Origin of the sequence: Streptomyces iakyrus (assembly GCF_000717055.1) — a bacterium.
GTDB classification, from domain to species: Bacteria; Actinomycetota; Actinomycetes; order Streptomycetales; family Streptomycetaceae; genus Streptomyces; species Streptomyces iakyrus.
Map to the genome: position 1 here is coordinate 1 of NZ_JNXI01000086.1, position 481 is coordinate 481.

General features: G+C 65.1%; 1 protein-coding gene. It reads left to right on the plus strand.

Features of this window, described 5'->3' with window-relative positions; genetic code table 11:
- Window positions 1–459: FAD-binding molybdopterin dehydrogenase (locus OO68_RS48860; protein WP_033314710.1), on the plus strand; the 459-nt coding region annotated here is incomplete at its 5' end.
- Window positions 460–481: the final 22 nt, after the last annotated feature.

Genomic DNA, 481 nt, shown 5'->3' on the forward strand with positions numbered 1-481 from the left:
GAGAATGGCAAGCCACAACGTCCCGTTCCGATCGATGACTTCTTCCTCTTGCCCGGCGACACGCCCGATGTTGAGCACCCGCTCACGTCCGGTGAGTTGATCGTCGCGGTCGAGATTCCGACCTCCGCCGCGCTGCGCCGCTCGCATTACCTCAAGGTGCGCGACCGCGAGTCGTACGAGTTTGCGGCCGCAAGCGCCGCTGTCGGCCTGGAACTCGAAGCGGACGGTCGCACCGTCCGTGACGTCAGGATCGCGCTCGGCGGTATCGCCACGAAGCCGTGGCGGGCTCGTGCCGTCGAAGCGGCGCTTGTCGGACGTACTTTCGACGAAGCGACTGTGCGGGCTGCAAGTCGCCTGGCCACCGAGGGTGCCGTCGACCATGGCGAAAGCCGCTTCAAGATCGAATTGGCTCACCGCGTCGTCGCGCGTGCGCTACTGACCGTTGGAGGGATCGCCTGATGGCTGTCAACGAGTCTGAATC